21 protein-coding genes and 1 pseudogene are annotated in these 24,640 nt (G+C 53.9%); 12 read left to right on the forward strand and 10 right to left on the reverse strand.

Going from position 1 to position 24,640, the window contains the following annotated elements; genetic code table 11:
- The first annotated feature begins 249 nt into the window (after nucleotides 1–249).
- The 3 genes from AC16KF_RS01965 to AC16KF_RS01975 all read left to right on the forward strand — a co-directional run bounded on the left by AC16KF_RS01965 (nucleotide 250) and on the right by AC16KF_RS01975 (nucleotide 4,890).
- Nucleotides 250–1,593: a glycosyltransferase family 1 protein gene (locus AC16KF_RS01965; protein WP_484035605.1), complete on the forward strand. Its 1,344-nt coding sequence runs from the start codon at nucleotides 250–252 to the stop codon at nucleotides 1,591–1,593.
- A 136-nt stretch (nucleotides 1,594–1,729) separates the two neighbouring features.
- Nucleotides 1,730–2,968, forward strand: coding sequence for a glycosyltransferase family 4 protein (locus tag AC16KF_RS01970; RefSeq protein WP_484035606.1), 1,239 nt, complete (start codon nucleotides 1,730–1,732; stop codon nucleotides 2,966–2,968).
- Between the two features lie 107 nt (nucleotides 2,969–3,075).
- Nucleotides 3,076–4,890, forward strand: coding sequence for a glucosyl-3-phosphoglycerate synthase (locus AC16KF_RS01975; protein WP_484035607.1), 1,815 nt, complete (start codon nucleotides 3,076–3,078; stop codon nucleotides 4,888–4,890).
- Between the two features lie 203 nt (nucleotides 4,891–5,093).
- Here AC16KF_RS01975 and AC16KF_RS01980 read toward each other — a convergent pair whose 3' ends face one another.
- Nucleotides 5,094–6,299, reverse strand: coding sequence for a cation:proton antiporter (locus AC16KF_RS01980; RefSeq protein WP_484035608.1), 1,206 nt, complete (start codon nucleotides 6,297–6,299; stop codon nucleotides 5,094–5,096).
- 182 nt (nucleotides 6,300–6,481) lie between these two features.
- Here AC16KF_RS01980 and AC16KF_RS01985 point away from each other — a divergent pair, with 182 nt between their 5' ends.
- From AC16KF_RS01985 to AC16KF_RS02000, 4 genes are all read left to right on the forward strand, one after another.
- Nucleotides 6,482–7,117 (forward strand): deoxynucleoside kinase, encoded by a 636-nt coding sequence (locus AC16KF_RS01985; protein ID WP_484035609.1) that lies wholly within the window; start codon nucleotides 6,482–6,484, stop codon nucleotides 7,115–7,117.
- Between the two features lie 83 nt (nucleotides 7,118–7,200).
- Entirely contained in the window at nucleotides 7,201–8,229 is a 1,029-nt protein-coding gene (locus AC16KF_RS01990) for a hypothetical protein (RefSeq protein WP_484035610.1), read from the forward strand.
- Between the two features lie 78 nt (nucleotides 8,230–8,307).
- Nucleotides 8,308–8,877: an HDIG domain-containing metalloprotein gene (locus tag AC16KF_RS01995; RefSeq protein WP_484035611.1), complete on the forward strand. Its 570-nt coding sequence runs from the start codon at nucleotides 8,308–8,310 to the stop codon at nucleotides 8,875–8,877.
- A 45-nt stretch (nucleotides 8,878–8,922) separates the two neighbouring features.
- Nucleotides 8,923–10,422 (forward strand): sulfatase family protein, encoded by a 1,500-nt coding sequence (locus AC16KF_RS02000; RefSeq protein ID WP_484035612.1) that lies wholly within the window; start codon nucleotides 8,923–8,925, stop codon nucleotides 10,420–10,422.
- 26 nt (nucleotides 10,423–10,448) lie between these two features.
- Here AC16KF_RS02000 and AC16KF_RS02005 read toward each other — a convergent pair whose 3' ends face one another.
- The 3 genes and pseudogenes from AC16KF_RS02005 to AC16KF_RS02015 form a co-directional block, all read right to left on the reverse strand.
- Nucleotides 10,449–12,299, reverse strand: coding sequence for a DUF2142 domain-containing protein (locus AC16KF_RS02005; protein WP_484035613.1), 1,851 nt, complete (start codon nucleotides 12,297–12,299; stop codon nucleotides 10,449–10,451).
- Between the two features lie 246 nt (nucleotides 12,300–12,545).
- Nucleotides 12,546–12,710: pseudogene (locus tag AC16KF_RS02010) on the reverse strand (type II toxin-antitoxin system HicB family antitoxin); the annotation flags it as partial.
- A 207-nt stretch (nucleotides 12,711–12,917) separates the two neighbouring features.
- On the reverse strand, nucleotides 12,918–13,526 hold the full coding sequence (locus AC16KF_RS02015) for a hypothetical protein (protein WP_484035614.1): 609 nt from the start codon (nucleotides 13,524–13,526) through the stop codon (nucleotides 12,918–12,920).
- Between the two features lie 120 nt (nucleotides 13,527–13,646).
- Here AC16KF_RS02015 and AC16KF_RS02020 point away from each other — a divergent pair, with 120 nt between their 5' ends.
- The 3 genes from AC16KF_RS02020 to AC16KF_RS02030 are packed head-to-tail and all read left to right on the forward strand — an operon-like array spanning nucleotide 13,647 to nucleotide 16,725.
- Entirely contained in the window at nucleotides 13,647–14,018 is a 372-nt protein-coding gene (locus AC16KF_RS02020; RefSeq protein WP_484035615.1) for a nucleotidyltransferase domain-containing protein, read from the forward strand.
- Nucleotides 14,002–14,385, forward strand: a complete 384-nt coding sequence (locus tag AC16KF_RS02025; protein WP_484035616.1) for a HEPN domain-containing protein — start codon at nucleotides 14,002–14,004, stop codon at nucleotides 14,383–14,385. Before AC16KF_RS02020 ends, AC16KF_RS02025 begins: the two co-directional genes overlap by 17 nt.
- Before the next feature lie 12 nt (nucleotides 14,386–14,397).
- Nucleotides 14,398–16,725 carry an SUMF1/EgtB/PvdO family nonheme iron enzyme gene (locus AC16KF_RS02030; RefSeq protein WP_484035617.1) on the forward strand — a complete coding sequence of 776 codons (2,328 nt, stop codon included), beginning with the start codon at nucleotides 14,398–14,400 and terminating at the stop codon, nucleotides 16,723–16,725.
- A 145-nt stretch (nucleotides 16,726–16,870) separates the two neighbouring features.
- On the opposite strand, the gene AC16KF_RS02035 is transcribed toward AC16KF_RS02030, so the two are convergent.
- From AC16KF_RS02035 to AC16KF_RS02050, 4 genes are all read right to left on the reverse strand, one after another.
- Nucleotides 16,871–17,080, reverse strand: a complete 210-nt coding sequence (locus tag AC16KF_RS02035) for a hypothetical protein (protein ID WP_484035618.1) — start codon at nucleotides 17,078–17,080, stop codon at nucleotides 16,871–16,873.
- Nucleotides 17,058–17,351 carry a BrnT family toxin gene (locus tag AC16KF_RS02040; protein WP_484035619.1) on the reverse strand — a complete coding sequence of 98 codons (294 nt, stop codon included), beginning with the start codon at nucleotides 17,349–17,351 and terminating at the stop codon, nucleotides 17,058–17,060. Before AC16KF_RS02040 ends, AC16KF_RS02035 begins: the two co-directional genes overlap by 23 nt.
- Before the next feature lie 15 nt (nucleotides 17,352–17,366).
- Complete coding sequence (gene gyrA / locus AC16KF_RS02045; RefSeq protein WP_484035620.1) at nucleotides 17,367–19,994, reverse strand: DNA gyrase subunit A; 2,628 nt, start codon at nucleotides 19,992–19,994, stop codon at nucleotides 17,367–17,369.
- 174 nt (nucleotides 19,995–20,168) lie between these two features.
- Nucleotides 20,169–21,020 carry an SH3 domain-containing protein gene (locus tag AC16KF_RS02050; RefSeq protein ID WP_484035621.1) on the reverse strand — a complete coding sequence of 284 codons (852 nt, stop codon included), beginning with the start codon at nucleotides 21,018–21,020 and terminating at the stop codon, nucleotides 20,169–20,171.
- A 204-nt stretch (nucleotides 21,021–21,224) separates the two neighbouring features.
- Here AC16KF_RS02050 and AC16KF_RS02055 point away from each other — a divergent pair, with 204 nt between their 5' ends.
- Both AC16KF_RS02055 and AC16KF_RS02060 read left to right on the forward strand, forming a co-directional pair.
- On the forward strand, nucleotides 21,225–21,758 hold the full coding sequence (locus AC16KF_RS02055; protein WP_484035622.1) for a methylated-DNA--[protein]-cysteine S-methyltransferase: 534 nt from the start codon (nucleotides 21,225–21,227) through the stop codon (nucleotides 21,756–21,758).
- A 188-nt stretch (nucleotides 21,759–21,946) separates the two neighbouring features.
- Nucleotides 21,947–23,122: an acyl-CoA dehydrogenase gene (locus AC16KF_RS02060; protein WP_484035623.1), complete on the forward strand. Its 1,176-nt coding sequence runs from the start codon at nucleotides 21,947–21,949 to the stop codon at nucleotides 23,120–23,122.
- A gap of 47 nt (nucleotides 23,123–23,169) precedes the next feature.
- Here AC16KF_RS02060 and AC16KF_RS02065 read toward each other — a convergent pair whose 3' ends face one another.
- On the reverse strand, nucleotides 23,170–24,018 hold the full coding sequence (locus AC16KF_RS02065) for a DegV family protein (protein ID WP_484035624.1): 849 nt from the start codon (nucleotides 24,016–24,018) through the stop codon (nucleotides 23,170–23,172).
- Nucleotides 24,018–24,590, reverse strand: coding sequence for a glycerol-3-phosphate acyltransferase (locus AC16KF_RS02070; RefSeq protein ID WP_484035625.1), 573 nt, complete (start codon nucleotides 24,588–24,590; stop codon nucleotides 24,018–24,020). The genes AC16KF_RS02065 and AC16KF_RS02070 overlap by 1 nt, the downstream gene beginning before the upstream one ends.
- Nucleotides 24,591–24,640 lie beyond the last annotated feature (50 nt).

Raw genomic sequence — 24,640 nt, forward strand, 5'->3', positions numbered from 1 at the left:
CCCATGCGCCAACGCGATGATTTGTTGTTCGCGGAGGATGCACGGAAAGCAGTTCATAGTTTAGATAGTTTGTTAGTAGGATAGTTCGGTGGTCGAGTAGTCCTGAGCGGAGCGATAGCGAAGACGAAGGACGTATCGAGACCACCACGCCGTAAAGCAATTCTTGTAACAAGATTTTGTATGCATACCTGTTGGTCTCGACTGCTTGCGCTCGACCAACGAAGTATAAAACTCAAAGGCAAACAACTTATGACACCCTCCTCCCACAACATCGGCTTCATCTCCACTCGCTTCGCAGGCACCGACGGCGTCTCGCTCGAGACGGCGAAATGGGCAACTGTGCTCGAACGACTCGGACACAAGTGTTTTTATTTCGCGGGCGAATGCGATCGGGAGCCGAATCAGTCCCACGTCGTGCCTGAAGCGTTTTATCGTCATCCCGAAATTGACAAGTTGAATCAGCAAGCCTATTCGGGCAGTTGGACCGTCACGAAAGAGGCGCGCGCGGCGCATCCTGAAATGGCGCATTTGCACAAGGATTTTTTCTCCATCTATGTCCGCCCGCCCGCGATGACGCGCCGCGTGAACGAACTCAAGGATTATTTCAAAGATCATTTGTATGAATTCGCGCGGCGATTCGATCTCGAGATCCTCATCGTCGAAAACGCAGTGACGATTCCGCTCAACCTGCCGCTCGGGCTTGCCATCACCGAGTTCATCGCCGAGACGGGCTACCCTACCATCGCGCATCATCACGATTTTCATTGGGAGCGCCAGCGTTTTCAAGTCAATTGCGTCAACGATTATCTCGCCGCCGCGTTCCCGCCGACCCTGCCCTCAATCCGACACGTGGTTATCAATTCGATTCAGGCGCAACAGATCGCTTCGCGTTACGGATTGGCGGCGCGCGTGATCCCCAACGTGATGGACTTCGATTCCCCGCCGCCCGCTTCGGACTCCTACAGTGAAACTGTGCGCGCCGACTTCGACATTCGCGACGGGGAATATTTTTTCCTCCAACCGACGCGAGTCATCCAACGCAAGGGAATCGAACATGCCATCGAACTCATGCGCCGACTCGACCTGCCCGCCAAACTCATCATCTCGCACGCCGCGGACGATGAAGGCACAGCCTACGAACAACGCGTCCGCGAGTATGCCGACCTGCTCGATGTGACCGTGCGATTCGAATCGGATCAAGTGCAAGATGAACGCGGCACGACAGCCGACGGCAAAAAGATTTATACGCTCGGCGACGTGTACCCTCATGCGGACATGGTCACGTATCCCTCCGCCATCGAAGGCTTTGGCAATGCGTTCCTCGAAGCCGTGTATTATCGCCGCTTGATCCTCGTCAACAATTACTCCATCTACGAAGTGGACATCAAGCCGAAGGGATTCCGCACCATCTGGTTCGACGGCTTCATCAGCGACAACACGCTCGCCGCAACGCGTTATGCCTTGAAAAATCCAGACCAGACGCAGGAATGGGTGGAGACAAATTACCAACTCGCCAAACGATATTTCTCGTACACCGTTCTAGAGCGTCGGTTAGAGTCCATCGTGGCAGATTGTTTGGGGTATCAGGTATGAGCGCGCCCGTACCGCAAAGTTCACTTTGCGTTTTGCGTTACGAGAAATTCGTACAACAAAGTTCACTTTGCGCTTTTGTGTTGCAAGAATTAGGCGAGTCGCAAGATAAATCTTGCGGTACGGAGGAAAGGTATTCATGAACATCGCCCTCCTCCATTACTCCGTCCCTCCCATCGTCGGCGGCGTGGAAAGCGTCATCGCCCACCACGCGCGGCTGATGTCGAACGACGGACATTCCGTGCGTTTGATCGCGGCGCGCGGCGAATCGTTGAATGAGCATATTCCACTCGTGATGATGCCGCTTGCCGACTCGCGCCATGAACGCATCCTGCAAGTGAAAGAGGGATTGGATCGCGGCGAGGTGACCAAAGAATTTGCAGTGATCCGCGACAAACTGGCGATTGAACTGCAAAAGGCTCTTTCTGGCGTGGACGTGTTGATCGCGCACAACGTCTGTTCGTTGAACAAGAATCTCGCGCTGACCGCCGCGTTTCATCAACTTCACAAATCAAACAAACTGCCGCGCCTGATTCTCTGGCATCACGACCTCGCGTGGACAACGCCGCGCTATCAGCCTGAACTTCACGAAGGCTATCCATGGAACCTGTTGAAAACCGATTGGGGCAATCTCACGCATGTCGTCGTCTCAGAATTGCGCCGCGATGAATTATCTGAACTGATGAACATCGAACCCGCTTCGATACGAGTCGTGCCTAACGGCGTGAATGTGGAAGAGTTTTACAAACTCGAAGCGTTGACCGAGTCCCTGCTTGAAAGAACAAAATTGCTGGACGCCGCGCCGATATTGCTTTTGCCTGTCCGCATAACGCCGCGCAAGAACATCGAGCTCGCTTTGAACACACTCGCCGCGTTGAAAAAAGATTTTCCCCAAGTCGCGCTGGTGGTGACGGGTCCGCTCGGTCCGCACAATGGAAACAATGTCAAGTACTTTGAAATGCTCACGAGCCTGCGTAAACGACTTGGCTTGGAAGGTTCCGTTCATTTTTTGGCGGAACTTCACGAAGGATTCCTGCCCGATGAAGTCATCGCCGATTTCTACCGCGTGGCTGACACGCTCTTCTTCCCCAGCCGCGAAGAGGGCTTCGGAATCCCGTTGCTCGAAGCCGCGTTCAGTCATCTCCCCGCGTTCTGCGCGGACATCCCCCCGCTGAAAAAACTTGGCGGAGAAGATGCTATTTTCTTTTCACCCGATGAAAAGCCTGAAGCCGTTGCGAAGTTGATCGCGCATCATTTTCAAACATCCCTGCCCGCGCGGCTCGCCATGCGCGCGCGTCAGTCATACCGTTGGGAAGCGATCTATCGTCAACACATCGCGCCGTTAATTCGTACGGCAAGGTTCACCTTGCCCACCTAACACACAATCCCAAAGTGAACTTTGGGGTACGGCGCTTGCTCGCAAAGTGAACTTTGCAGTACAGCGCTTGCTCGCAAAGTGAACTTTGCGGTACGAAAGGACACGCAATGCAAAAACAAACTGGGTTTACTCCCATTCGCACAATTCTTATCCCGTTGGTTCACGAAGGTCCTGGCATCCACGCGCTTGATTCAGCGCGGCACTTCGACGCGGAGATCATCCTCGTCGGCGTTGTCGTTGTCCCGCCCGATCAATCGTTGAGCATGGGCGCGGCTTCGGCGCGCGCGCTGCGCAAGTTGCTCCGCATCTTCGGCAAAGATCCGCGCGTGACTGCCAAGTCGCAAGTCATCGTGGATTACGAGCCGTGGAATCGCCTTTCAAAACTTGTGCAGGATGAAAAGCCCGATCTTCTCCTGCTTGAATTTGATTCACATCTCAAGGCTCTTCGCGTCTCGGCGAGCGACGTGCTCGTGCGCCCTCCGTGCGACGTGGCGTTGATCCGCGGGAAAATTTCCAGCAAGCCGAAGCAGGTTCTAGTCCCAGTGCGAGGCGGTCCGCACGCGGAGTTGGCGTTCCGCGTGGGGCTGGGACTCGAATCGAAAGGCGTCACGACTCTTCACATCCGCAGACCAGATGAATCAAAAGAAAATATCGACGCGCCGTTCAAGGGTTTGGATCGGGTGCTGAGACAAATGCCCGAGGTGGCGAAGCAGGTCGAAGTCACGGATGACGCGGCGCAAGTCATCCTGAATCATGCCAAGCAAAAGGACGTCATCATTTTAGGGACGACATCGCAACCGATGACGAGTTCCGCTTCGCTGGGGTCGGTGGCGGATCGCATCCTGCATGAGGCGAAGTGCGCGGTGATCGCGGTGAAAAGCGGAAGGCCGTTTGCGTATGAAGTGTACGACGAGATCGCGGGCGTGGACGCGATCACAATTCTGGTGGACAAATGGTTCGGCGAAAAAACATTCCATGCTGATGAGTTCAGCCGCTTGCGCGAAGAAGTGGAGTTGAAAAAGAGTCAGGGACTCACCATCAGCCTGGCGTTGCCCGCGTTGAACGAGGAGGAGACGGTGGGCAATGTGATCCGCATGATGAAAAAAGAGTTGATGCAAAACATACCCCTGCTCGATGAGATCGTGCTGATCGATTCGAATTCGACAGATCGCACGCGCGAGATCGCCGAGAAGGAGGGCGTGCCTGTTTATATTCATCAACAATTGTTGGAACGATACGGCGCGCGGCGCGGCAAAGGCGACGCGTTGTGGAAAAGTTTGTTTGTTACAAAGGGTGACATTATTGTGTGGATTGACACCGATATTGTGAACATTCATCCGCGCTTTGTGTATGGGATTGTTGGTCCGTTGTTGCGAAACCCAGACATAAAATTTGTGAAGGGCTATTACCGCCGTCCGTTGAAAGTGGGCACGAAGATGCAAGCGGGCGGCGGCGGACGAGTCACCGAGTTGACGGCGCGTCCGTTGTTGAATTTGTTTTATCCTGAACTTTCGGGAGTCGTCCAACCGCTTTCGGGCGAATATGGCGGGCGGCGCGAAGCGTTGGAACAGGCAACGTTTTATTCGGGGTACGGCGTGGAGACAGGCTTGTTGATCGATGTCTACGAACGTTACGGCTTGAACGCCATCGCGCAAGTGGATCTCTTGGAGCGCATCCATCACAATCAACACTTGGAGGCGTTGAGTAAAATGTCGTTCGCCATCATCCAGACCGTGATGCACAAATTAGAAAAACGATTCGGGCGCGAGGTGTTGGAAGATGTAAACCGTTCGATGAAGTTGATCCGCCATGACAATCGCGGCTATTTTCTGGATGTGGAGGAGATCGCCGAGCGGGCGCGTCCGCCGATGGTTGAGGTGAGGGAGTATTTGGAAGTGTTCAAGAAAACGAACGCGGGGTGAATTGCCGACTATTCCTTTTTGTTTTAACCACTGAGACACGGAGACACAGAGATAAGCAAACAAAAAAACTCCGTGACTCTGTGTCTCCGTGGTAAAAAATTTGGGGTTTTCACAAGAGCGGGATAAGTATTCGTAGGACGGGTTTTTAACCCGCCGAATGCTAGGCAGGAGAGCGTCAGGCTAAAAGCCTGACCTACGGTTGACTATTCGGTTTGGTTTGGAGTGGAAGTGGAAGGCACTTCACCCAGCCGCCTCAACAGCGGAGTCATCGTCAGTCCCTGCGCGAAGATCGAGAACGCGACCACGCCGAACGCGGCGGTGATGATCTGCTCGCGGAATGGTATCCCTTCGGGCAGACCGAGCGCGAGAGCCAGAGCCAATGCGCCGCGCAGACCTCCCCAAAATAAAACGTGCTGGTGTTTCATCTCGATTCTCAATTTGGATTTATGGAATAACAAACTCAACGGATAGATCGCCAGCGCGCGCCCAAGCGTGACCACAATAACGGCGATGACGATGACCGCCAGCGCGCTCCATAAATTTTGACTTGCCTCGCGCACGCCGATGAGAAAGAAGATGATCGAGTTGGCAATGAACGCCATGAATTCCCAAAAATCCATGATGAAGGCGCGTCCTTTGTCTGAGTAGGCGCGGGGGAGACCAAAGTTCCCGATGAGGATGCCAGTTGTCAGCGTGGAAAGAACGCCCGAGGCGTGGAAGTCGTGCGCGATCAGGAACGATCCGTATGCCGCGACCGTGCTGAGCGCGAGTTCCACGAGATGATCGTCGGTGGTACTGGTGATGAACAACGCGACGCCCGCGCACAACGCGCCGATCAATAATCCGCCGACGATAGACCATGAGGCATCCAAGAGAGTCGTTTGAATCGAAATCCCCTCGCCTGAAACGAAAGCGACCACGACGGTGAATCCCACCACCGCCACCGCGTCGTTGAACAGACTCTCCGCCTCCACCAGCAAACGCAAACGTCCATGCACGCCCGCTTCTCGAAACGTGGCAATGACCGAAACGGGATCGGTCGCCGCGATGAGGATGCCGAACAACGACGCGGTTTGCCAAGTCCAGCCTGCGAGGTAGACCATCCCTGCGCTGGTGAGCGCCGCGGAAAGGATCACGCCGACGATGGCGAAGACGAGGATGACGGGCAGGTTCCGCATCAACTCGCGCCAACGGATGAACAGAGTCGCTTCGAAGATCAACGGAGGGAGCAGAACGGTGAAGATCAAATCCTTGCTCAATTCGATCTCAGGCGTGAAGGGGAGGAACGATACAACGATCCCCGCGATCACCAAACCCACCGTGTATGGAATATGTACGCGCTGAGTCGCAATCGCCACAAGCGTTGCGATGAACAATAAAAGATAAATGCTTTCGAGCGTGAGTCCCATGGGGCGAGTATACAGGGAAATATGTAAACTAGTAAACACGTAAACATGTACACAGGTAAATACGAAACACGCAATACGCAGTACGCAATACGTAACTTGTATCTCGCTTTCCTCTTTCACCACCCCTCTTTCACTCTTTCCTTTTATGGTATCCTTGCCTTACCTCAATTCTGGAGAGCCGCATGTACGTTGCCATCGAAGGGGTCATCGGAGTTGGTAAGACGACCCTCGCCCGCCTGCTTCAACCCGCGTTCGACGCAGAAATTATTTTGGAAGTCTTTGAAGAGAACCCGTTCCTGTCCGATTTTTATTCCGACCGCGAACGATACGCCTTCCAAACGCAGATCTTCTTTTTATTGAGCCGTTATCATCAACAGCGGCGCACCATCACAGACCTTGTGACGACGGGCAAGAACGTGATCGCCGATTACACCTTCGCCAAAGATTCGCTCTTCGCCCGCATCAACATCAAGGGCGATGAACTCGACATGTATTACAAAGTGCACGAAGCACTCGCCGAAAAAATTCAGAAGCCCGATCTGCTTGTCTATTTGCAAGCCACCACTGACACGCTCATGCAACGCATCGCCCTGCGGGACCGTCCGTATGAAAGACAAATGGAACGCGCGTACATCCATGAATTGAATCTCGCCTACGACGAATTTTTCTCGAAGCCATTTGACCACACGCCCGTTTTGACAATCGACTCGAACGACTTGAACATCATCCAGAACCCCGAGCATTTGAAGCAGGTGGAAGAACGCATCCGACAAAGCCTCAGCCTGCCTCCGTTTCAACAAGCGTTGCCCCTGCCTTGACCTTGTTCGGAATGCAGACTTCAGTCTGCTAATTTATGAAAGGGCGGACTGAAGTCCGCGCTCCGAAAGTAAACTAAAAAATTATGCGCGTCACCCGAGAATCCCTTATCCGAATCGCCAAAGAGACCGCGCAAGAGCGCGCCTTCAACGACCGCGACATCATCGCCGCGTATCTGACGGGTTCGCTCGTCTCGAAAGAACACGATCCCATGATCGGCGGCGCGGCGGATATTGACATCATCTTTGTTCACAAGGATGAACCGAAGCACAGGCGCGAATTCGTCAAGTTGACTCCCGACTTCCACGTGGACATCGGTCACCGCGCCAAGGCGGAGTTCAAACGTCCGCGCGAGTTGAGGTTGGATCCATGGCTGGGCTGGGAAATGTACGATCCGATGTTACTTTATGAACGCGAGAAATTTTTCGAGTTTGTGCAAGCGGGTCTGCGCGCAGGCTTTGAATTCAACGCGCCCGCGCCTGCGTTGCAACGTTCAAGAATTTTGTTGAAAGATGCGCGCGGCATGTGGAGGGGATTGCTTGAGATCGAAGATGTGGTCACGCCGAAAGACGTTTTGCAATACATGAATTCGTTGTATCACGCGGTCAACGCGGTGGCAGAGTTGTCGGGCCCGCCGCTGGCGGAGAGGCGCGTGATGTTGGACTTTGCCGCGCGGGCGGAGGCGGCTTCACGTCCCGGCATGGAGGCGGCGCTCATCGGCTTGATGGGCGCGTCGGCGTTGGACTCATCCAAATTGGAGGCGTGGGTGCCGGAGTGGAAATCCGCGTTTGAATTGGCGATGCAGAACAACCGCGCCGAGGTGAGCATCCATGCGACGCGCGTGAATTATTACGAGAAGGCGTTCGCGGCGATGCTCGGGAGCGAGAAACCCGTCTGCGCGTTGTGGCCCCTGTTCCACACGTGGACTCTCGCCGCGGAAGTGTTGCCTGATGACGCGCTGGAGGCGTGGCGTTCCGCGTGCGGCGAATTGGGGCTGGGCTGGGTCGGCTTCGACCAGCGCGTGAGCGGACTCGATCACTTCCTCGATGAAGTGGAAGCCCTGCTCGACGAACTTGCCGCGCAGCATGGGTTGGAAACTTCGACGAGTATTTGATTTTGTAGTAGCGACTTTAGTCGCTATATTTTCAACGAATACAAGACGACTGAAGTCGTCACTACGGCATAGGAAATTATGAATCGCAACGAAGCATTATCTCTTGTTCGTGAACACGTGAAAAACGAAGGACTTGTGCGCCACATGCTTTCGGTGGAAGCGGCGATGCGATTCTACGCGGAGAAGTTCAGCGAAGACCCCGAGGTGTGGGGATTGATCGGTCTGCTTCACGACTTCGATTGGGAGATCCATCCCACGCTGGAACAACATCCGCAAGACGGAGCGCCGATGTTGCGCGAGCGCGGCGTGCCAGAGGACATTATTCAGGACATTTTGAGTCACGCGGATCATTTGAACTTGCCGCGCGATACGATGCGACGTAAAGCCATCTGCGCGTGCGATGAGATCACGGGATTAATTACCGCCGTCGCGTTGGTGAGACCGTCGAAGTCGCTGTACGATCTCGAAGCGAGTTCCGTCAAAAAGAAATGGAAGGATAAAGCCTTCGCGGCGGGCACGTCACGCGCGGAAATGGAGCACGCCGCGCAAGAGTTCGGCATCGAGTTATGGGAACACGCGGGGAATGTGATTCAAGCCATGCGACGGATCGCGCCTGAGTTGGGATTGGTGGGGAACATTCAAAATTAAATTCGCAAGGACAGACCTGTGTATCTGCTTTTTTGTTGGAGAACCATGCATCGAAAAATCATTTTCCCCTTGTTGGTCGTATTGTTTGCCTCGTGCGCGCCTCCCGCCACATTTACACCCCAACCTCCTGTTGCATTTACCCCACCAGCCAATTACCTTCCGACGATCTTCGATATTGTTGTTGAATCGACTGCTTCGCAGGAACGGTTGAACGACTCGCGCCCGAATATCATCGTCATCATGACCGACGATCAGCCGTTTCACACCATGGCATACATGCCGACAGTGATCAACGAATTGATCCCTAACGGTGTCAACTTTACGAATGCGTTCGCTACCACGCCTCTGTGTTGCCCAAGCCGCGTCAGCATTCTCACGGGGGAATATGCGCACAATCATCAAGTGCTCACCAATCGAATGCCAATGGGCGGGGCGCTGAAGTTCGATGACGCGATCACTATTGCAACTTGGATGAAGGATGCGGGGTATCGCACGGCATATTATGGAAAATATTTGAACGGTTATGATGCTCTTGAACCCAGCGGTTATGTTCCGCCGGGTTGGGACGAGTGGGGAGTCTTTCTCGGCAAGAATCTCGGTGAAAATGAAGATGCGGGTAATCTACAATATTATTCCAACTTCAGCATGTCTGAGAACGGCTTGATTGTCGAGTATCAGGGTCAGCAAGTCAATTTCGGAACGGATGTGGTAACGCAAAAATCAGTTGATTTCATCAATACGGCGCGAAACGATCCGTTCTTCCTCTTTATCGGTTACTACAACCCGCACTCGCCTTATGTCGCCGCGCCTCGCCATACTGATACTTTCCGCTCCGGCTCAGGCTGGGGTTGGTTCCAGTATCGCCCGCCAAATTTCAACGAGGAGGATATTAGCGATAAGCCCGAGTACCTGAACGACATCTCGCCTCTTTCTCCGAGGGAATTAGATGCGGCACACAAGCGGATTCTACGCTCACTCCTCTCTGTGGACGACGGTATCGCGTCTGTGCTGAAGGCGTTGGATAAAGCGGGGTTGAAAGAGAAGACCATCATCGTGTTTTTCTCCGATAACGGAGCCACCCTCGGCGATCATCGCTTTGGGGTCTCGAAGAATTGCGTGTACGAGGCTTGTGTGAAGGTTCCCTTCGTTGTGTACGCGCCAGCCTTCTTTGAAGCGCGGAGCGAGGATCGCATCATCGCCAACATTGACCTCGCCCCCACATTCATTGACTTGGCAGGAGGTTCCATCCCTGAAAGCATTGACGGGTTGAGCCTGCTCCCGTTGCTCAACAACGATCCGGTTGATTGGCGCGAGGATATTTTGCTCGAGCATTGGCCCGCCGAAGAAGGCGTTGGTTCGATGATCCCCGAGTTTTACGCGGTACGAACAATGGAGTGGAAGTATGTGGAGTACGTGACGGGTGAGAAAGAATTGTATGACCTTGTGAACGACCCATATGAGTTGGTAAATCTTGCGGGGAAAAGGGATTATCGAGACATAGAAGCCGAACTGGCGGCGAGGCTGAAAGAATTGAAAGAGGAATGAATTATTGCCGTTTAAATTTGAAAACTTCAACGCGCGTTGGAGTGACGAAGCGCGTCCCAACCCGCGACACAACCTGTTTGAAAGATCATGTCTTGCGACATGGGTTGGTCGTTTTCGAATAACTTGCCCGCGGGGTATTCAGCTCTCAATGAATAAGCGATTTGCGGACCTGTAGAATCGGATGCGATGGTCAGTAGATAGAATTTGCCCAGCGATTGCCAATCGGGTTCAAATTGAATGGCGTACCAATCACCAACAGGGAGGGCGGAGTTGTTGACGAGTTGGTTGACGAGCTCGCGCCCCTGGTCAACATCTTGCAGGATGAATTGTGTCGTTCCAGATGGATCCGCTTCGCTGGCGGTCATCCACACGCGGACTTCGCTTGCGCCGTTACATTCCAGAACGATTTCTTGTTTGAGAGTCAGTTGAGTCGATACTGGCGACGAATAGCGTTCATCGGGCGCCCAATTTTTGTAATTGGGCTGGTAGCATAGACCCGATTGATAAAATTGCGAGCCGCAATTGACATGATAGGAGAGATACATCCCTGTTGTGTAAAAGAGGAGACTCAACACGGAGAGGACGACGGGGAGAGCGCTGGGGATGCGAATCCGCTGGAGGATGGGCAGACCAGCCAGCCCGACGAAAAGAAGCGGCATGACCGTCGTGAAGTAACGTCCTTGCACGCCCTCGATGGATTTGAATCCCACCGGATTGCCGGTGATGTAGAGCAGAATGTACGTCCCGACGTATGAAACAAGAAAGACGAGGAACAATCCAGCGCGGGCGCGAGTTGGAATCGAATCGTTGTTGAGAAACAAGGCGGCGATCAGTGCGGCGGTGAAGAAATAAAAAGTCCATGCGGGGACGGGCCAGTAGGCAAAGCCGTAGATGGCGAGAGAATCCAAAAGATAACTGAACCATCTGCCGCGAATCGTTTGCGTGAGGATGGATAAAAATTCAATCGGTTGTTGCAGGATGAACAGAACTTGCCCGCGAGGGTCTGTGCCATCGGGCAAAGCGTGGAGCTGTGAATAGGCGAGCAGATTCCAGCCGACGACTTCGATTGCAAAAAACACGACGGTTGTTAGAAGCAAGAACAAGTAGCCGTGTCGCATGGTGAAACGCGAGGGAGGAATGATGAGGAAGGGAAGGACAGCCAGAGGGACGATGTTGACTTTTCCGAAAAATAAAATGAAAAATAATAGCGCGAGCCAGCCCCATTCCTTCCAACGGATTTCTTTTTGATTTGCGATGGCGATCGTTCCGCCGATGAACAGAAACGCGATGCCGTTCGAGATCGCGTCCGCGCTGATGGTGGAGGCTTGCAAAATGGCGACAGGCGACGCGGCGAAGATGGCGAGAATCCATTTGCCGAACGGAATGAATCGCACCCCCAGCCATGCGAGCGCTGTGTAACTGATGAGTCCGATCAGACGAATGACATAATACACGGGCAGGGCGGGCAGTCTTTCGCTTCTTCCAAGAAAGCGCATGACCATGGCTTGCGGCAATAACAGCGGAGGCGAATAGACCGAGCGCGTCTCGACAGTTCCATACACATAATCGTACGCGTCCATCGGCAGGCTTCCAAATTTTCCCCAGAAGTCCGCTTCCACCGCGCGGACGATGAACTGCCTGCGATACGAAAGTTCCCAATAGACGGCGGGGAATGGCGTCTTCTCTTCGTTCGGCAAAAACGCGAAGTCGGACATTTGCCAGACGCGCATGAGATGCGTCTCTTCATCGTAGCCCGCGCTGATGGGAAGCAGAAGACAAACGGCAACGCCGAAGATCAGCAACACAGCGAGCAGATAAATTTCCGCGCTGTGCAAGTGTTTGATGGGTGAAAAAAACTGGGGACGTTGTGCTTTCACTGGATCATCTCGACGACGGGACGCACGCTTCGATTCGACGGGTGAGCGGGGTCGCGCTAGCGAGGCGCTCGCAACTCCGCCTTCTTGCAAGATTCGCTATCGGCGCATCTCAGAAAGAATTTCTACCGCGCTTTTCTCGCTTTGCCAGCCTTTTCCCAATTTGTCCCCTAATTTCAGCAATCTTTCCCAAGCGTCATCATCCGATTTAATAGGAGGGGAATACATGAAGATTATCGCGGAAATTGCCTGACCGTTTTCAACTTGATCGGCAACGACGCGTAAAGCCAAAGCCTGTACGCGGGCAATTGCGCTTTCGGCGTCATTGCCATACGCCAGCGTACCCGGCAATTCTTTCACTTCCGCCAGCCAGCGACCATCTTCTTCTTGTTCGTATTGGATCGTTAGATTCATCGGATCTTGCTTTCGTTTGCATCATTATACACGTCAACACTACTCCGTCCTACTGGCAAGGAGAGTAGGGCTACTGCGCTTGAAGTTCTCTTCCACTAATCTACGCTAATCTTAGCAATTTTTTTAGCGGAAATTCGTGAGGATTAGTGGATAATGCTTTTGAAGAGCTTCTCTAATGTGATTGCTCTTCTGGGAGAGGGCTAAACCCTACTTTTTGAGATTGATTCCGTTGGGTGTGATATCAAACGCCCAGGGCTGGGATGTATCAAGGCAGTGGGTTCCGTTCGTCACCATGAAATACTCTTTGGGGTCGGGGTTCCATGCCCACAGGGAATAACATCCTACGATGAGATCGCCGATGACCAGCGATTGACCACTCGTGAGAGTATAGGGGCGGTAACCGCACACACTTTGCGGACCGTTTTGCTGTAGATTCACTGAGACATTGATCGTTCCCTTCGTGGGGTTGTCAATGCGGATCTTGATCTTCTCTCCTTCCAATGAAGCAGGCAGGAGGGTATTAATGCACGGATCACCCGCATACGGATTCGGAACAGGGCTGGGGGTGAATGTTGCCCCCAGCGTTGGCATAGGCGGGAGGGTAGCCGTGAACGCGGGTGTATTCGTCAACGTGGCTGTCGGCGGGATCGTAGCGGTCGGGATGGCGGCTTGCGTCTCTGCCACCAGCGTGGAACCTGCCGCGACGATGGTGCCTTGCAGGTCTGCCAGATTGATCGTAGGTGTAGCCTGCGGTTCACCTGCGCCACACGCGCTGACGATGAGTGTGATTGCGATAAGCATTGATAATCGTTTCATGTGGAGATGTCCTTGATGGTTGAATTATAGTTGAAACCCTCGCAGGCATCTTCCAAACAAGAAAGACACTATTGACCTCAGCGTGTTCGGCACGTAGGCAAAATAACGTATAATGCAAACATGGCAACGCCAACGCTATTTCAGGGTCCGTCACTCAGGGAGCGCAAGCGCGTCCCCATGCAGACCATTCGCGCGATTGCGAAACATATTGCGGAAACGTTCGATCCCGAGAAGATCATTCTCTTCGGCTCTCACGCCTATGGAAAGCCGACCGCCTCCAGCGATGTGGACCTGCTGGTCGTGATAGATACGCCCAAAGGGGATGAATTCGAGAAGTCGCTTGAAATTAGAAAATCACTGCCGCCGCTGAACTTCGGGCTGGATGTTGTCGTTCGTTCACAGAAGGCTATCGAAAAACGCAAGAAGTTGGGAGACTGGTTTCTGGTTGACATCACCCAAAAAGGGAAAGTTCTGTATGAACGAAGTGGCTAAAGAGTGGGTGGACAAAGCCGAGGAAGATTTCGATAGCGCGGATTTGCTCCTCCATGCGGGCGAAGCGCCGTTGTCGAGCCCTGCCTGTTTCCACTGCCAGCAGTGCGCGGAGAAATACCTCAAAGCGTTTTTGACGGACCACTTGATCCGCTTTGAACGAACCCATCGATTGGCGGATTTGCTCGGGTTGTGTATCCCTGTTGACAAGGATTTTAGAAAACTTGCAAGCGATCTGAACAGCCTGGATGGATTTGCTGTCGCCATACGATACCCTGGCGCAACAGTTTCAGCGGACCTTGCGGAAGACGCATTCGAAGCGGCGAAAAGAGTGCGCGTTTTCGTAAGAAGCAAACTCAAACTCAAGTAAGGGGAGTACGCCATGCCCGCCTCTAATTCAAAAACCTACATCGTCAACGACCAGCCGACCGAAAGGGACGCGCTCGATTTCACGCCCTACGTCGAAACCCTCGCGGACATTATCCAGACAGGCAACACGCCGTTGACCATCGGCGTGTTCGGCGGGTGGGGTTCAGGCAAGACTTCGCTGATGCGAATGGTGAAGAACCAATTGCCGAAGAAGTTCACCGTCGCATGGTTCGACGCGTGGAAGTACGACAAGGAAGAAACTCTTTGGCGCGCTTTCTTGTTAAGCGTTTTGACAGCCCTTCGAAGAGAAATAAAAGAGGGACAACCTATTGAGGACTTAGAATATTTGGAAACAATGCTTTACCGAGGCATTGAAATTGAAAAAGCAGGGGGAGTCACAATCGATCTTGCAAAACTTGGGGGCGCAGTTGCAAAAGGAGGCGTCCAACTTGCGCTTTCGTTTATTCCGGGCGGCACAGTGCTAAGTGAGTTCGTCAAAAAAGTGCAACAACTCGGCGCTGAGGCTTTGACCGACGAGGCAACCGAAGCCATTCAACGCGAACGCACAAAGATACAAATTGAACAGGTCCGCTTTCTCGAACAATTTCAAGGTAAATTTCGCATACTTATTGAACAGCATGTTTCAAACAGCGACAAAAGGCTCGTTGTTTTTGTGGACGATCTCGACCGCTGTTTGCCCGAAAAAGCGATTCAAGTGCTGGAGGCAATCAAGTTGTTCCTCGATGTGCAGGATTGCGTGTTCGTGCTCGGCATTGACCAGGACGTGATCGCGCGCGGCATCGAGATGAAATACAAGGATGTCAAAGATAAAAAGGACGCGGAGGGCAAACCGCAGTTCACCATCGAAGGCATCAAGTATCTCGAAAAGATCATTCAACTGCCGTTCCAAATCCCGCCTGTGATTCAGGACGACATGGGCAAATTCGTTGAAGGATTAAGTAACGATTGGGCGCACGAAGACTGTCACAAAGTATTCGCCGAAGGATTGGGCGACAACCCGCGCAATATCAAGCGCACGGTCAACACCTTTTTGATGCTCTCGAAACTGGCGGAGAAACGCAAAGAAAAATTGAAAGAAGCCGTCAAGCCGATCCGTTTGGCAAAAGTGGTTGCGATTCAAGCCGCGCACCCCGACTTGTTCAATTTACTCTTGAAAGAAGAGCCGCGCTATCTGCGTGAGCTCGAAGAATACTACCTCGCCGAGACCAAACTTCCAAACACCTATAAGTCTATGTCATCGGTTCCTGAAAAAGTTTTAGAAGATGCAATAGAGGGAAAGGCCGAAATCCATATTGACGATGCGACAAAGGCCGAACCCCCGCCCGCACTTGTTCCCTTCCTCTCACAACGCGGAAGCGCGGCAGTGCGGCGAATCCTCACCATGAAACACAAACCCGAAACGCAGGATGCCACCTTTGCAGGCTTGTCGACCGATGAATTGAAACTGTATTTCACCCTCACACGCAGCGCCGAAGCGCCGCAAGCCGCGCCGCCTCCCGCCGAAGTTGCAAGGCTGGTGTTCGAGCCGCAGATGGTGCGAATCCCTACTGGAAAATTTTTGATGGGAACAACCAAGGAACAAGCCGCGCAGGTCATCAAAGAAGGAGGTGAAAACTGGAAGGAATGGGTCGAATGGGAACAACCTCAACACACGGTTGAACTGTCCGAATATTTCATCGGCAAGTACCCGATCACCAACCGCGAATATCAAGCATTCCTCCGCGACGTAAAAGATCAATCCCCGCCGCGCGGTTGGGATGGCGACCAGTTCCCCGTGGAAAAAGGAGGGCATCCTGTGGTGAATGTTTCGTGGGACGATGCCAACGCGTATTGCAAATGGTTAAGCGAGAAGACGAAAAAGAATTACCGCCTGCCCACCGAAGCCGAATGGGAGAAAGCCGCGCGCGGCGAGGATGGTCGCGTCTATCCGTGGGGTAATGCGTTTGACCCGAAGAAAGCCAACACAAGCGAATCGAAGATCGGAGATACAACCGATGTTGGCAAGTTTTCAAGCAACGATCCCGCTTTGAGCGGCGATTCGCCGTATGGATGCGCCGACATGGCTGGCAATGTGTGGGAGTGGTGCAATGATTGGTTTAGCGAAAAAGAGTACCAGCGTAGCAGTCCTGTGGATCAGGATAGAACAGGCAAAAATATAAAAGACCCGCAAGGTCCAGAAAACGGTACAACTCGCTGTCTGCGCGGCGGCTCGTGGACCAACGTTGAAGACAACGCGCGTGTTGCGATCCGCTACTACGTCCGCCCGAGCAACGGGTACGACAGTATCGGTTTTCGCGTGGCGCTCCTCCCCAGCGGGTGATCTTGAATCCTGTTCGCGAAGCGTGTTTTCTGCGTTCTGTTTTTTCCTCTCGCCGAAGGCGAGTCGATTTTGAAAAAACGACTTGCCGTCATTGCGAGCCACGAAGTGGCGAAGCAATTCCCAACATTGTTTGGATGATTTTTCGTCAGCCTTTCGGCAGCGCGGAGATCAACGCGCGCAAGGCGGTATTGACCTCTTCCGTTGTCTTGAATACCTTTGCCACATCGGGATCGATCACAGCCACGAGCGGCGCGTCCTTCATGCGGCTGGCAAAGCGATTCGGCTGGGCTTTCTTGTAATCGAAACGATACTCGGAAGCCATATCGGAGACTTTATACGATTTTTTTGCGGGCATTTTTTTCATAATCTTTTATTTCATCTTTCGTCGCGCGGCGGGCGCTGATCATTCGGATCGTATCATCCATCCGTTCGACAAAACACACAAGTATGAGCCTTCTCAGGGTGGAGTAGCCGATGATGATCTCGCGATGCTCCTCCGCCGAGTGTTCCATGTCGTCGAAGATCAACGCCAGCGGATCGCTGAAAACGGTAAGCGCTTCATCGAATGCAACTTCGTGTTTGCGGAAGTTGCTGTCCGCTTTGCGAGGATCCCACGAAAACCTCATGGCGCAAGTATAACCTTATTTCTTTTTCTTCCCCTTCGAGGATTTTGTCTTCGCCGTTCTTGCCTTCTTAACCGCCTTCTTCGCCTTCGCCGAAGATTTCTTCACCGCGACCTTCTTCTTTGAAGCCGCAGACTTCTTTGCAGTCTTCTTTCCTTCTTTCCTCTTTCCACTTTCTATTTTCCCCTCCCCTACAAACCTCCCCGCCTCCCACGCCACATTGACCGAGACCACTTCCTCGCCAGGCTTCACCTCCACCACCACATCACCCTTCGTGGCGGCGCGTTTGCGTAGACTTGCCGCATCTAAGCGAGTTGATTTCGGCGCGCCCTTGCTCAAGTGGATGGTCGCCATGTGGTTCGGTTTGCCCGTCACCACACCGACGAGTTTTTCTTTTTCAGGCAGTTCCCAGGCGATCACGCCCTTGCCGTAACGTCCTTGTGTGGGGAATTCTTTTTCTTCCACGCGCTTTGCCTTGCCGTCGTTCGTGAGCAGGAACACTTCACCTTCCGACGGTAATACTTCCGCGCCGATGACTTCATCTTTATCGTCCAACTTCATGCCGTTGACGCCTGCCGCGACGAGTCCCATCGGGCGCACGTCATCTTCCTTGAAGCGGATCGCCATGCCCTGCGCGGTGACGAGGAAGATATCTTTCTTCTTGCCGTCGGTTAATCCGACAGAAATTAATCGGTCGCCTTCGTTCACTTTGACCAAGACAAATGTTTGCGACGATGGTCCTGGCAATTCACTGATCAAACTTTTCTTGATCATGCCGAATCTTGTCGTGGTCAGCACACACGTCTCTTCGGACAATGTAGATTTTCGTGACGGCAACGCGAACACTGCCGCGAGCGAATCATTTTCCGTGAGCGGCGAGACTTTGTAGAACATCGAGCCTTGCGTCAACTTTTCGGCTTGCGGAATGATATGCGCGGCAACTGCGGCGGCGCGTCCAGATTTCGCCACAAAATAGATCGTGTCTGTCGTGGCGGCTTTCACCAGCCAGCGCGGCGCGTCGTTGCCCGAATGCTTCGGCTGTTTATCGTCGGCGGTGCGCGAGACCAAGCCATCGTCGGTCACGCCGATCCACACTTGTTGTTCAGGCAGAAGGTCGCGCGCGGTCAAGGCTTTCTTCGTCGTCTTGCCGTCTTTCGACTCGCCCAGAGTCACGATCTGCGTGCGGCGGCGGTCGCCATATTGCGCTTTCACTTTCAACAGTTCGTCCGCCACAACGCCGCGCATCAACTTCGGCGATTTCAACAACGTGGTCAACTCTTTGATCACCGCGCTCACTTCTTTATATTCGGTTTCGATCTTCTTGCGTTCGAGCGCGGCGAGTCGGCGCAGTTGCAGGTCAAGGATCGCCGTCGCCTGCAACTCCGTCAGTTTGTAGCGCTTCATCAGTTTGGCGCGCGCAGTCTCCACGTCCGAGGCGGAGCGGATGATGTTGATCACTTCATCCAGATTCTTCAAGGCGACTAAATATCCTTCCAGGATGTGCGCCCGCGCTTTGGCTTTTGCCAGATCGAATTCAGCGCGCCTCTTTATGACGGTCAGCCTGTGTTCCACGTAGACGCGGAGCGCCTGCTTCAACGTTAACGTGCGCGGCTCGCCGTCCACCAGCGCGAGCAGGTTGATGCTGAATGTGGTTTGCATCGGCGTGCGTTTGTAGAGGTCGCGCAAGACGACATCGGGATCGGCGTTCTTCGTCATCTCCAACACGATGCGCATGCCCTGACGATCCGACTCGTCGCGCAGATCGGACAAGCCTTCGAGATAGCCATCGCGCGCGAGATCGGCGATGCGCTCGATGAGACTCGACTTGTTGACCATGTACGGCAGTTCGGTAACGATGATGCGATTCTTGCCGCGCTCCATCTCTTCAACGTGCGCCTTCGCCTGCACGGTGACACGTCCGCGCCCCGAGCCGTACGCGGCTTCGATGCCCTCTTCGTCTTTTTCCTGCACGATGAGTCCGCCCGTCGGGAAGTCTGGTCCCTGCACGAACTTCATCAATTGCTCCACGTCAATGTCGTCGAGTTTCTCCCACTTTTCGATCATGTAGACGAGGGCGTCCACAACTTCACTCAGGTTATGAGGCGGGATCGAAGTCGCCATGCCCACCGCGATACCCGTCGCGCCGTTGACCAGCAGATTCGGAATCGCGGAAGGTAAAACGTTCGGTTCGGTTAATGTGTCGTCGAAGTTGGGAGTGAAGTTGACGGTCTCTTTGTTGAGGTCGAACAAAATATCGAGCGCGGCGTTGGTGAGACGCGCTTCGGTGTAACGCATCGCCGCGGGCGGGTCGCCGTCCACAGAACCAAAATTCCCCTGACCATCCACGAGCATGGTGCGCATCGAAAAATCCTGCGCCATGCGCGCCATCGCTTCGTACACCGCCGAGTCGCCGTGCGGATGATATTTACCCAACACTTCACCGACAATTCTCGCAGATTTTTTATACGCCGAGTCCGCGCGGATGCCCATATCGTACATCGCGTAAAGGATGCGGCGTTGCACAGGTTTGAGTCCATCGCGCGCGTCGGGCAGGGCGCGCGCCACGATCACGCTCATCGCATAATCGAGGTACGCCTGTTGCATTTCGGTGTCAATGTCTATTTTGCGGATTAGTCCAAGTTCCATAGTTGCTCCAAATTTTTAAACACGAAGGACACGAAGTACACAAAGGTTTTAACTTCGTGTCCTTTGTGCCCTTGGTGGTCGAGTCTCTTTGAAAGTATGTTCTATTGCGGGGACAATCTTACGGGGAAAGAGAGGATGCGTCAAGGAACGATGCTCATTGTTGAACGGAATCGCTCATGGGATGTAGGAGAGGGATTTGGTCACACACTGTCCGCGCAAATCTGAGTCGGTGCATAGGGTGATCGAAATGGACATGTTGTGCGAGTTCAGGTTGAACGGGAAGGTGGGCGTGCTGATGCGCACTGTGCCGCCCTGGATCAAATAATCGGCGGGTTCCTGCGCTCCGCCGCAACCGTCTACGAAAGTGAAATCGTTCGCGGTGGCAGAGCGGAAAGTGGTTGTGTCGAGGTCGCGCACGGTGAGGCTGACGGATTCGAAAAGCTGGTCGCTGATGCTCTTCAGGCGAATATCGGACCAGAAGTCGTTGGAGCATTTGCCCATGCCCAGATAAGTGATTTCGAAATCTGCGGGTCGAGCGAAGGGGGGCGTTTGCACAAGAAGCATTGCGTAGTTGCCGGTAACCGATGCGTATTCGCCGGACATCCAGCAAAATTCCGCGCCCACATCCGGGTTGCGCACGTACCAATATTTGCCGGTGGCGTGCCGACCGACGATCTCGGTGGTTTCGCCCACAAGCAAAATGCCCACTTTCTCATACTCTTTTCCCGGGCCCATCCTGCAAAACGTATCCACAACGACGGAAATCATGGGTTTCTCTGGCGTGGTTGTGAACTCGATCGTCGGCGTGAGAGTCGGCGTATCGGTCGGCGCGGGGCTGGGGCTTGCCCCGATCAACGGCAACGCGGATGCCGTATCTTGAATCTGGATCGCGGCAATCGTTTCGACGATGGCAGTCTGCGCCGCGTTCGGATCTGTGGTAGGGACAGATGGAACCGTTCCTCCGCAGGCGAGCGACGCCAGCAGTAGGGCTGTGATGAAAAGTTTGAAGGAGGAGTTCGTAGGCATGGGTTTCCTTTGGTTACCCCAATGATAATACCATTCCCGATTCAATTGAAAAGTTTGGCTATCCATCTTAAGAGTGTGGGAAATCCATGAGAGGCAAATGGGATGTGTGGCGTGTAATTTTGTTTGCCGCCAATTTGCCAACACCTGGGCGCTCTCGAAGATCGAGCGAGGTAGTTCGCGCTATAATTCAAGCGAGCGATCGAAATGAAAAAGACAAGACAGGATGCCGCCCCCATCTTCATCGGCGAATTGAACGGGACTCGCCTGGGAGACTTCCGCCTCGCCGCCTCCGACTTCGGCCTGGTCGCGGTTGAGTGGGCGGAATCGCAGGGGGAGTTTGATTCTTATCTAGCGCGATTCAGCCGTCCCGTCGTGGAAGATGCGAAACGCGTCCAGCCGTACGCGAAGGAACTCGCCGAATACATCGATGGGAAACGTCGCGCCTTCACCATCCCTGTGGATTGGACTCTCTTTACCCCGTTCCAGCGCGAGGCGTTGCAAGCCGTGTTCCGCATCCCCTATGGCGAAACGCGCACATATCTCGACATTGCCCAGCAGATCAACCGTCCGCATGCGTCTCGGGCGGTGGGAGGGGCGAACGCCATGAACCCGATGCCGCTGGTGATTCCCTGTCATCGCGTGATCGGCATGGATGGCAAACTTCGCGGCTATGGCGGCGGGCAGGGGTTGAAAACCAAAGAATGGCTGTTGCAAATGGAAGGCGCGGTGTTCGCGTAAGATCATCTTTTGATACAATCTTTTTGCAAAGACTTTATCGGTCATAAGACAAAACCTTCGTTGGACGCTGACCGCGAAGCGCGCAGAAGGCGCAGATTGTTTCTCTCTTTTCATCAGCGTGAATCAGCGTTCACCTGCGTCCTAAAAATTATTTCCGATGGCGTCTATACTACAACGATGAGGCAACCATGGCAAAACCAACCTTCAAATGGGACGATCCCTTTCTGCTCAACGACCAATTAACTAACGAGGAACGCGTGATCAGTGAAATCGCGCACAGGTATTGCCAGGAAAGATTACAGCCGCGCATCCTGGAGGCGAACCGCAAGGAGATCTTCCACCGCGAAATCATGGATGAGATGGGACAGTTGGGATTCCTAGGCTCAACCATTCCCGAAGAATACGGCGGCGCGGGGTTGAATCATGTGGCATACGGATTGATGGCGCGCGAAGTGGAGCGGGTGGACAGCGGCTACCGTTCCGCGATGTCGGTGCAGAGTTCGTTGGTGATGTATCCGATTCACACGTATGGGACCGATGAGCAAAAGAAAAAATATCTCCCGAATTTGGCAAGCGGAAAGTGGATCGGTTGCTTTGGCTTAACCGAACCGAATCACGGGAGCGACCCTGCCAGCATGGAGACCCGCGCCAAAAAAGTAGACGGCGGTTTCATTCTCCAAGGCAACAAGATGTGGATTACCAACTCGCCCATCGCAGATGTGTTCGTGGTGTGGGCAAAACTTGATGGCGAGATTCGCGGCTTCATTTTGGAAAAAGGGATGAAGGGACTCTCCGCGCCGAAGATCGAGGGCAAGTTCAGCCTGCGAGCGAGCGCGACAGGCGAGATCGTGATGAACGAAGTATTCGTGCCTGAGGAAAATATGTTCCCGAATGTGAAAGGCTTGGGAGGTCCGTTCGGGTGTTTGAACAAGGCGCGTTATGGAATTGCGTGGGGCGCGTTGGGCGCGGCGGAATTTTGCTGGCACGCGGCGCGGCAATACACGTTGGACCGTCCGCAGTTTGGGCGTCCGTTGGCGGCGAATCAGATCATTCAATTGAAGTTGGCGAACATGATGACGGAGATCACGCTGGGATTACAAGCCGCGTTGCGCGTGGGACGCTTGATTGACGAAGGCAAGTCCACGCCTGAGATGATCTCGCTGATCAAACGCAATTCATGCGGCAAAGCGCTGGATATTGCAAGAATGTCGCGCGATATGCACGGCGGCAACGGCGTCTCGGATGAGTTCCATGTGATTCGACATGCGATGAATCTTGAAGCGGTCAACACCTATGAGGGCACGCATGATATTCATGCGTTGATTTTAGGAAGAGCGCAGACGGGGATTCAGGCGTTTTCGTGATTGGACGATGGACGACTGACCATGGACAATGGTCTATCGTCTATCGTCTATCGTCCATGGTCTTTTTTCACTGCCGCGAAGCCCAGACCATTCGCCCCCAGATGTGTTCCGATCACGGCGGTGACATTCACAAACAAAATATCACGCGGAACAAATTCGGGTTGACGTTCCATCACGTTGTTCAATAATCCTTTTGCGCGCGCGGGGGCGTTGGTGTGCAGGATCGCCAGCCGTTCCATTTCTCCCATTTCTAAAAGCAAGTTCAACATCCGTTCATCGGATTGTTTTGTGGTTCGCGTCGCGCCGATGGGTTTGACGTGACCCTCTTTTATTTCGACCACTGGCTTGATGGATAACAATCCGCCCAAATGCGCGACCACGCCTGGGACGCGTCCACTGCGTTTGAGATTCTCCAGCGTGTCGAGCGCGGCGAAAACGGATAACCGCTTGCGAGTCGATTCGATGGCGTCGAGCGCGGCTGGCAGACCGAGTTCGGCTGATTCGGCGGCGGCGAGGACTTGAAAACCGAGTCCCAGCGAGAGCGAGCCGCTGTCTATGATGGTGATCTTGTTGGGGAAGTCAACCGCCGCCTGGCGCGCGGAGTTGAGGATGGCGGTCAACGTCCCTGCGGCGTGGATGGAGAGGATGTGCCCACAGCCGCGCGAGAGGAGGGAATCGTAGCGGGAGGCGAAATCGCCGATCGAAGGCGAGGCAGTTGTCGGGTAGGGGTGAAGCGAGGCGAGTCGGTTGTAAAAATCTTCGCGCGAGAGTCCAATTCCATCCGCGTATTCTTTTCCCTCGAGAATCAAAATGGAGGGGATGACTTCAAGTTCGTGTTGTTCGATGAGGTCATTGGGGAGGTCGCACGTTGAGTCGGTGACGATGCCGAGTTTCATTACAGCCCCCGATATTGACGGTTCCAGTCCATGAGAAAACGGTAGGCGATCACAAGCCCGCAAACGATGGCGATCCAAAATTCCGCGCCGCGCAGGTTGAGGAGCCAATACAGCGGCGCAAGGAATAAGCCGGCGATCAGGCTGGCGCGCGCGCGATGGCGGAGGATCGCCAGCATTGCCGCCAACAAGACGATGCCGGAAAAGAAGGCGAGCGCGTTCAGCGCGAGAACGGCGCCGCCGAAGGTTGCCAGCCCCATGCCGCCGCGGAATTGCGCAAAGAGGGGCCAGCAGTGACCAATGACCGCCAACGCGCCGGTGAGAGCGATGACCCAGGTTTCACCCGAATATCGATACGCCAGCCATGTTGGAATAAATCCTTTGGCGATATCGAGAACGAACACGAGCGCGCCCCAGCCGAAGCCCGCCTGCCGTGCTGTGTTCGTTGCCCCCGCGTGACCCGAGCCGCCGTCGCGCACATCTACCCCTTTGGCGAAGCGAGTGACCCACACGGCAAAAGGGAGGGAGCCGCAGAGATAACCGAGAATGGGGAGGAGAATCGAAAGGATGGGCATGCGCGCGAGTATAGCACACGCCTTTTGTCACTCAAGCGGGTTGTTCCGCG

Source organism: Candidatus Defluviilinea gracilis (assembly GCF_057138825.1).